Source organism: Rhodococcus sp. T7 (assembly GCF_009872365.1).
Classification (GTDB): domain Bacteria; phylum Actinomycetota; class Actinomycetes; order Mycobacteriales; family Mycobacteriaceae; genus Rhodococcus_F.
On the sequence record NZ_WXYH01000390.1, the window covers coordinates 131,620 to 139,080 of the forward strand.

Here is a 7,461-nt window from a genome sequence, read left to right on the forward strand (position 1 = left end):
CGACTCGTTGTGAGGGTGGCACAACCGTGCCACCGGGTACGGCAGCCCGCGGCGGTGAGCTCGCGGGGTGCCGCACCCGGTGGCACGAGTGGGTCAGGGGAGGTCGAACCGATCGAGGTTCATCACCTTGTCCCACGCGGACACGAAGTCCTGCACGAACTTCCCCTTCGCGTCGTCGGCGGCGTAGACCTCGGCCAGAGCGCGCAGCTCCGAGTTCGACCCGAACAGCAAGTCGACGCGGCTGCCGGTCCACTTCACCTCATTGGTGGCGAGGTCGCGGCCCTCGTAGATGCCCGAGTTCGCAGACGTCGGCGCCCACTCCGTTTCCAGGTCGAGCAAGTTCACGAAGAAGTCGTTGGTCAACGACCCAAGGTTCGAGGTGAACACGCCGAGCGACGACTGGTTGTGGTTCGCGCCCAGCACCCGTAGGCCACCGATCAGTACCGTCAACTCGGGGACGCTGAGGTTCAGCAGATTCGCCCTGTCGATCAGCAGGTACTCGGCGGGCAGCCGGTGAGCCTTCCCGAGGTAGTTGCGGAACCCGTCCGCAGTCGGCTCGAGTGCGGAGAAGGATTCCACATCGGTCTGGCCCTGCGTGGCATCGGCGCGTCCCGGAGTGAAAGGCACCTCGATGTCGTGGCCGGCGTTCTTGGCGGCCTGCTCGACGGCCGCAGTTCCGCCCAGCACGACGAGGTCGGCGAACGACACCCGGGTGTTCCCGGTCTGGGAGGAGTTGAACGACTCCGCGATGCCCTCGAGTGTGCGCACCACCTGCGCGAGCTCGTCGGGGTTGTTGACCTCCCAGCTCGCCTGCGGCTCGAGGCGGATACGACCACCGTTGGCGCCGCCGCGCATGTCGCTGCCGCGGAACGACGACGCCGCCGCCCACGCAGTCGAGATCAACTGTGGGACAGTCAGGCCTGACGACAGGAGCTGCGCCTTGAGGGTGGCGATGTCGTCGGCGCCGATGAGGTCGTGGGTCACGGCCGGGATGGGGTCCTGCCACAGCAGGGTCTCCTGCGGGACCAGCGGCCCGAGGTAGCGGGCGATCGGGCCCATGTCACGGTGGGTCAGCTTGTACCAGGCCTTGGCGAACTCGTCCGCGAGCTCCTCCGGGTGGTCGAGCCAGCGACGGGTGATCTCCTCGTAGGCCGGGTCGATCCGCAAGGAGAGGTCGGTGGTCAGCATCGTGGGGGCGTGCCGCACCAAGGGGTCGAAGGCGTCGGGGACGGTGCCGGCTCCGGCGCCGTCCTTCGCCATCCACTGGTTGGCTCCGGCGGGGCTCTTGCTCAGCTCCCATTCGTAGCCGTACAGGGTCTCGAGGAAGCTGTTGTCCCACGTGGTCGGGGTGGGTGTCCAGGTCACCTCGAGGCCACTGGTGATCGCGTCCTTGCCTTTACCTGTGCCGAAGGAGCTCTTCCAGCCCAGGCCCTGCTCCTCGAGCGGCGCGGCTTCGGGCTCCGGGCCGACGTGGTCGGCGGGGCCGGCACCGTGGGCCTTGCCGAAGGTGTGGCCTCCGACGATCAGGGCGGCGGTTTCGACATCGTTCATCGCCATCCGCCGGAACGTCTCCCGGATGTCCGTGGCCGCTGCGAGGGGGTCCGGGTTGCCGTTCGGTCCTTCGGGGTTGACGTAGATCAAACCCATCTGGACTGCACCGAGGGGCTTTTCGAGGTCCCGGTCACCGGTGTAGCGGTCGTCGCCGAGCCAGGTGAGCTCCGGGCCCCAGTACACGTCCTCTTCCGGCTCCCACCGGTCCACCCGGCCGCCGCCGAAGCCGAAGGTCGCGAAGCCCATCGACTCGAGTGCGACGTTGCCGGCGAAAACCATCAGGTCGGCCCACGACACCGTCTTGCCGTACTTCTTCTTCACCGGCCACAGCAGCCGGCGCGCCTTGTCGAGGTTCCCGTTGTCGGGCCAGCTGTTGAGCGGCGCGAACCGCTGCATGCCGGCTCCCGCTCCGCCGCGGCCGTCGGTGATGCGGTAGGTACCCGCGGCGTGCCAGGCCATGCGGACGAAGAGGGGCCCGTAGTGCCCGAAGTCGGCGGGCCACAACTCGTGTGAGGTGGTCATGACCTCCTCAATGTCCCGCTTCAGGGCTTCGAGGTCGACGGACGCGAATTCCTTGGCGTAGTCGAAGTCCTCGTCCATGGGATTGCGCACGGCGGGGTTCTTCTGGAGGATCTTCAGGTTGAGTTGGTTCGGCCACCAGTCACGGTTGCCACCACCTTCGGTGGGGTACTTGAGCTGACCGTGGGCAACGGGGCAGCCGCCGCTCTGTGCGGGTTCGGTGTTGGCCTCGGCGATCGGCGGGTGCTCTTCCGCGAGGGTTTGGGTGTTGTCGGGCACGGCTTTCCTTCCAAGAGGGGTACTTCGGGCTGTGGTTCGTTGATCGGCTAGGTGGGGTGGGAGGTGGAGCAGTCGGGGCACAGGCCCCAGAAGATGACCTCCGCCTCGTCGACACGGAATCCGTTGTCGTCAGGCGCGGTCAGGCAGGGCGTGTCACCGACGGCACAGTCGACGTCCGCGATGGCCTTGCAGGACCGGCACACCAGGTGGTGGTGGTTGTCGCCGACTCGCGACTCGTAGCGGGCCACGGATCCGGATGGTTGGATCCGCCGCACCAACCCGGCGGCGGTGACGGCGTGTAGCACGTCGTACACCGCTTGCTGAGACACTCGGGGCAGAACGCCGCGTACCGCTGCGAGGATCGTCTCCGTGTCGGCGTGGGGATTGGCCTGCACCGCGTCCAATACCGCCACCCGGGGCTGGGTCACACGCAGGTCGGCGAGTCGCAGCTGTCGTGCGAAATCCATGGTCGAGGACACGGGCAGACTATGCCCCGGCTTTCTGTAATTGATCAAGATCGTGAGTCATATTGAGACGCTCATGGCGGCGGATGCCGGGCAGTAGACTGAACTGTCGTGTGTTGCGGCGGTGATCGGTGGCGTCCTCGGCCAGCGCAATCAGTTCCCCCTCGAGACGGATGAGGGTGGAGTAGAGCGGCCGGTCCGGTTGCGGTGCCAGCGCCCGCAGTTGATGTAACCGGCAGAGGGAAGCGTTGCCAAAAGATATTGTTGCCGTTATTATTTCGCCCCATCCCAGCCTTCCGATCGAACGGGCATAGTCTTCGGCCCGAGTGTCGGTGTCCATGAGCGGCGCGGCGGCTCGATCGGTGAACAGGGAGGCGAGTTGGTGGTGCAGGGTCGATTCGACGTCCCGGAGTTGTTTCAAGTCCCCTCGATGGTGTGAGTACTGGGTGTCATCGAGAAGGAGGTCGAACACTGTCGTCGCGAATAACGCACCCATGTAGGCGTGGTCGAGAAGGTACTGGTACTCAGAAGGATTCGTGTGCAACGTATTCGGCCTATCGTCGGCCACTGAGCTCACCTCGCCTGTTCTTCGGATTCGTTGGCCACCGACCGGCACTCCTACGTCACCGTTTCGGCCGGCGCTGGTGAGCGGGTTGCGGGACTCGGGGACTGGGCGGGTGTTGTCGGCGCTGATCGAACGCGGTAGGTAGCAAGATCGGGGTCATACCGTCGGTGCGCCTCGTTCCGCGAGGCAGCGAGACTGGCGCGGCATGCGGTGATCAGGCGGGTGGTGGCCGGGCTGCTCCCGTCGCCGCATCGAGGGCAGTCGATGGTGGCCGTTCCCGCGATCTCGTCGATGATCACGGGCAGGGGGACGGCGCAGCGTCGGCACCAACGGTGTCGAGTCACTGCGTTGATATGGGTTGGCGACGCGACACATTGGTGGATCCACCGATGGTGTAGCGGGCACGTGACGCGGTCGTCAGGAGCCAAGCGCAGAGCGTCCTCGGCAGCGTCCTCGCGTGCGAGCCGCTCGTCGAATGCGCCCCCTGGGTACCGAGATGCAGATGAGCAGATGGTGTCGGTCAGGGTGGTCATGACGTCACCTCCACCAGATCGTGTTGCGAATGCAGCTGCGCCCAGGTGGCTCGGCGGCGGCCGTCGGAGCTGCGGTAGGTAGCGTCGCCGTCCGGCAGCCAGGTGCGCATCAGGTCATCGCGCACGGGAGGACGGTCGGTGGGGGCGGCCGTGTTGCACAGTGGAGCCACCAGCCAGACCCGACCACTACCGGAGTGCTCTCGCGCAGTCGTTGTGGGCAGGGTGTGCGGGTTCGTCGTCATCGGAATCGCCTTCTCGGTTGCCTCGGTAGTGCGCAGCCTCGGTGTGGAGTCGGCAACGATGCCTTCGAGTTTCGTACCGGGTGCACCATCTCTGTGTTCCCATGATCCGGCGGAATCTGTGTGACGGCCGTCTCATTTCCGGACACGGAAGGTGGTGCTGCCCGGCGAACTGGATGACGACGACAGACGGCGATGCACGCCCGATCGGACGCGATTCGGACGGGTTCCCCGTCGGTGGTGGGTTCTGGGAGTGAGAGATCCGGCGCCGGCGCAGGGGAACCACCACGGCGCAGGCTCTACCGGTGATGAGCGATGGCAGAGTGGCTTCACGTCGCCGTGGTGACCGCCAGTCAGGCTCGGGGAACGCTTTTTACAAGCCTATTCCGAATTCCTTGATCTTCCGGTAGATCGTGGCACGTGAGATCCCGAGCGCGGTTGCGGCCGCCTTCTTGTTACCGTGGTTCGCCTCGAGACTGCGGACGATGGCGTCTCGTTCCAGGGCTTCGATCTGTGTGAGCATGTGTCGGCTCAGCGCCCGGCACATCGGTGGGAGCTGCTCGACTCCGGCGATGCCGGAGCGTTGCCGCTGCACCACCTCGTGGAGGACCTGCCGTAGCTCGCTGACGTTTCCGGGCCAGCTGTACTTGCACAGTTGACGCATCGCCACGGGTGAGAGGGATAGCTCTGCTCCGTGGCTGAGTTGACGGAGCAGGAGCGGCACCAGGTCGTGGAGATCCTCGATGCGGTGGCGCAACGCGGGCACGGGCACGGTGTGGCTGAAATGGGGGAGGATCAGTGTGTCGAGATCGGTGTTGTGCACTGCAGCGCCGATGGTCACAGCGATCCAGCCGGCGTGTTCGCGTCCTGGGATGAGGTCGGCGACAGCCCTCTGATGCTCCTCGTCGAGCAGGTCGATGTCACGGAGGATGATGCTGAAGCGGTCCTGTTCGAGTTCTTGCCGGAGGGCCGCCATGGCGTTACTGTCCCCCGACAGCTCCGTCGCATCGAAGATTCGGGTGCGGATCGGAATATGGGCGATAGCAACTGCTTTGAGGGCTGATGTGCGACCGCTTCCCGGCTCCCCGGAGACCGTGACCCACTGTTGTTCGCGGGCGCAGCGGGCGATCTGCTGGCAGCTGCGGCGCCAGGACGCGCTGCTGCCGGTGATGCCGGGCAGGATGTCGGGTTTCTCGGCTGCCGGGACCACGGAGTTGGGGGTGTCGAGGAGATGTACGTAGAACAATGCCATCTGCCGTCGCGATCCAAATCCGAAGTCCTCGACGGACGACAGACGCGCTGACTGTCCGCTGGGGAGGGCGACGATGTGTCGATGCGTGGCAGGCGCACCTGTCAGATCGACAGCGTGCTCGAGTAGTGCAGCTTGGTCTTGGGCGTCCAGTGCCAGGCGCAGGCGACGGTTGAGGAGGACCAGATCGTCCCCGAGCGCGAGGACTCCCGCTTGCGGTGCCCGCCGGCCAGCCTTCAAGTAGGCGTTCAGCAGTGCGGTTTGCTCGGCACTGGCCTGCTCGAGGAGGCGGCCTTCGATCTGGGCGGTGGCGGATTTGGCGAGGGTGGCCAGCAGTGGGCCCCCGTCCTCTACCCAGCCGGTGAGGTCGAGCGCGCCGACCAGGGCGCCGGAAATCGGGTGGGTGATCGGGACACCGGCACATGCCAGTTGTCCGAGACAGCCGACGTAGTGTTCGGCGCCGGTGACCAGGGTTGGTTGTCGGGTCTCGAGGGCAGTGCCGATACCGTTGGTACCTGCGAATTCTTCCGAGTAGCTGAAACCCGGGGCCAGGTTGACCGCATCGAGCGTGCGATTGAGTCGCCGACTGGAGGCGATCCTGGTCAGTACCACGCCGTCGGCCGATGTGAGTATGACACTGACCGGCTCGTCCACCAGTCCGTCCGCGAGCTGCTTCAGGACCGGTCCGGCGGCCGTGACGAGGGGAGAGTCCAGGTTCGGCTCTCGAACAAACGGGAGATCGAGCTGATCGGGTTCCACTTTCAGTGACTTCGACCGCTGCCAGGAGGAGTAGATTTCCTGCCGAATGGAGCTGTCGAGATCATGCTCGACGAGAAAACGCTCGCGTGCTACCTGTAGGTCCTTGGTGGTCATGGTTTGTTTACGCCCTGTTCTTCCACCGGTTGCTGACACGAGCGTACGGCGTCTCAATGTGATACGGGTCTCAGTATGAGACACAGGCCTGTGGCGCGTGAATCCCCAGGTGGGCCGACGTCCTCGACGCACTCACGGTGGTACGACGGGAGACAGGGTGTCATCCCGGGGTGGGCGAGCCACCGGCCTGTCGCACGCGTGGTGCGTAGGGCGCCGGCTGGCCTGTTGAGGTAGGGCGTGCCCCCGGTGGGCGCTCACCACGACTAGATCTGCAGCCTGAGTTGGTTCAGGCCGGGTAATGAGATTCCGGGCGGATTCAGACGCTTCCTACCGGCGGGGCTGGGGCCGGTTACCTGACGGCTGTGTGTCCTGGGCGGCGGGCCGCGGGCGGACCCCGGTGAGGGCTTCCAGCGTGCACAGGAGGTCGGTCATGGTGAGCGTGCTCGACACCGGGGGCCGCTGCGGTTCGGGGGCGGGAGGGCATTGTGGTCGCGGGACGGGGTTCACTGGCATCGTCGTGGCCTTTCGTCGGGGATGGTCACCGGTGTGCTCACTGGAGGTAGCCGTTCGGCGCATACGGCGAGAAGTCGTTGACGGAGGAAGTCATCGATGGCAACGAATCGGCGTGTGGCCAGATATCGCAGGCGTTCGAAGTACCGAGCCTCGTTCCACCCGAAGGCGATGAAGATGTCTTCGGCGCTGCCACCGCCGAAATGCACCCATCGGGCCGCGAAGTCCAGTACGAAGTCGTCGTTCTCCTCGGGCCGGGCCGACGGGAGGACTACTGGATCGATATGTGCGCAGGCTTGAACTGCATCGGGCGACGACTGCGTGGATATCGCGATCCGCGATCGGGACGGGTACAGGTCCATGCCGGGAGCTTGGGTGGCAGTCATATCGCGCGCCCTGGATTGAGTATCCCGGCGGTGTCGAACGCGGCCTTGATCTGACGCATCAAACCTCGCTCGTGCGTGCCTACCATCGTTTCGAGGTAGCTGCGTTTGAGATCACCGACGCCGTGCTCCCCCGTGATCGATCCGCCCAGCGCCAAGCACCGGGTGACCATTTCGTCGAAGGCGCGGTAGGCGCGGTCGGAGGCGTCGGGGTCAGCTGCGTCGAACACGATCGTGGGGTGGAGGTTTCCGTCCGCGGCGTGCCCGAAGGTGCCGACGAAAAGGTGGTGGCGGTC

The 7,461-nt window shown here is 65.6% G+C and carries 7 protein-coding genes; all 7 read right to left on the reverse strand.

Annotation, left to right across the window (positions count from 1 at the left end; all coding sequences use genetic code 11):
• Nucleotides 1-93 precede the first annotated feature (93 nt).
• Nucleotides 94-2,349 (reverse strand): catalase/peroxidase HPI, encoded by a 2,256-nt coding sequence (gene katG / locus MLGJGCBP_RS49125; RefSeq protein ID WP_160103104.1) that lies wholly within the window; start codon nucleotides 2,347-2,349, stop codon nucleotides 94-96.
• 47 nt (nucleotides 2,350-2,396) lie between these two features.
• Complete coding sequence (locus MLGJGCBP_RS49130; protein ID WP_160103106.1) at nucleotides 2,397-2,828, reverse strand: Fur family transcriptional regulator; 432 nt, start codon at nucleotides 2,826-2,828, stop codon at nucleotides 2,397-2,399.
• Nucleotides 2,829-2,835: 7 nt separating this feature from the next.
• Nucleotides 2,836-3,381 carry a hypothetical protein gene (locus MLGJGCBP_RS49135; RefSeq protein ID WP_160103108.1) on the reverse strand — a complete coding sequence of 182 codons (546 nt, stop codon included), beginning with the start codon at nucleotides 3,379-3,381 and terminating at the stop codon, nucleotides 2,836-2,838.
• Nucleotides 3,382-3,907: 526 nt separating this feature from the next.
• Entirely contained in the window at nucleotides 3,908-4,153 is a 246-nt protein-coding gene (locus MLGJGCBP_RS49140) for a hypothetical protein (protein WP_160103110.1), read from the reverse strand.
• A gap of 370 nt (nucleotides 4,154-4,523) precedes the next feature.
• Nucleotides 4,524-6,272: a sigma-54-dependent Fis family transcriptional regulator gene (locus MLGJGCBP_RS49145; RefSeq protein ID WP_160103112.1), complete on the reverse strand. Its 1,749-nt coding sequence runs from the start codon at nucleotides 6,270-6,272 to the stop codon at nucleotides 4,524-4,526.
• A 503-nt stretch (nucleotides 6,273-6,775) separates the two neighbouring features.
• Nucleotides 6,776-7,168, reverse strand: a complete 393-nt coding sequence (locus tag MLGJGCBP_RS49150) for a hypothetical protein (protein ID WP_236581668.1) — start codon at nucleotides 7,166-7,168, stop codon at nucleotides 6,776-6,778.
• Nucleotides 7,165-7,461 (reverse strand): FAD-linked oxidase C-terminal domain-containing protein (locus tag MLGJGCBP_RS49155; protein WP_328799674.1); only part of this gene is annotated, 297 nt, incomplete at its 5' end. The genes MLGJGCBP_RS49155 and MLGJGCBP_RS49150, both read right to left, overlap by 4 nt.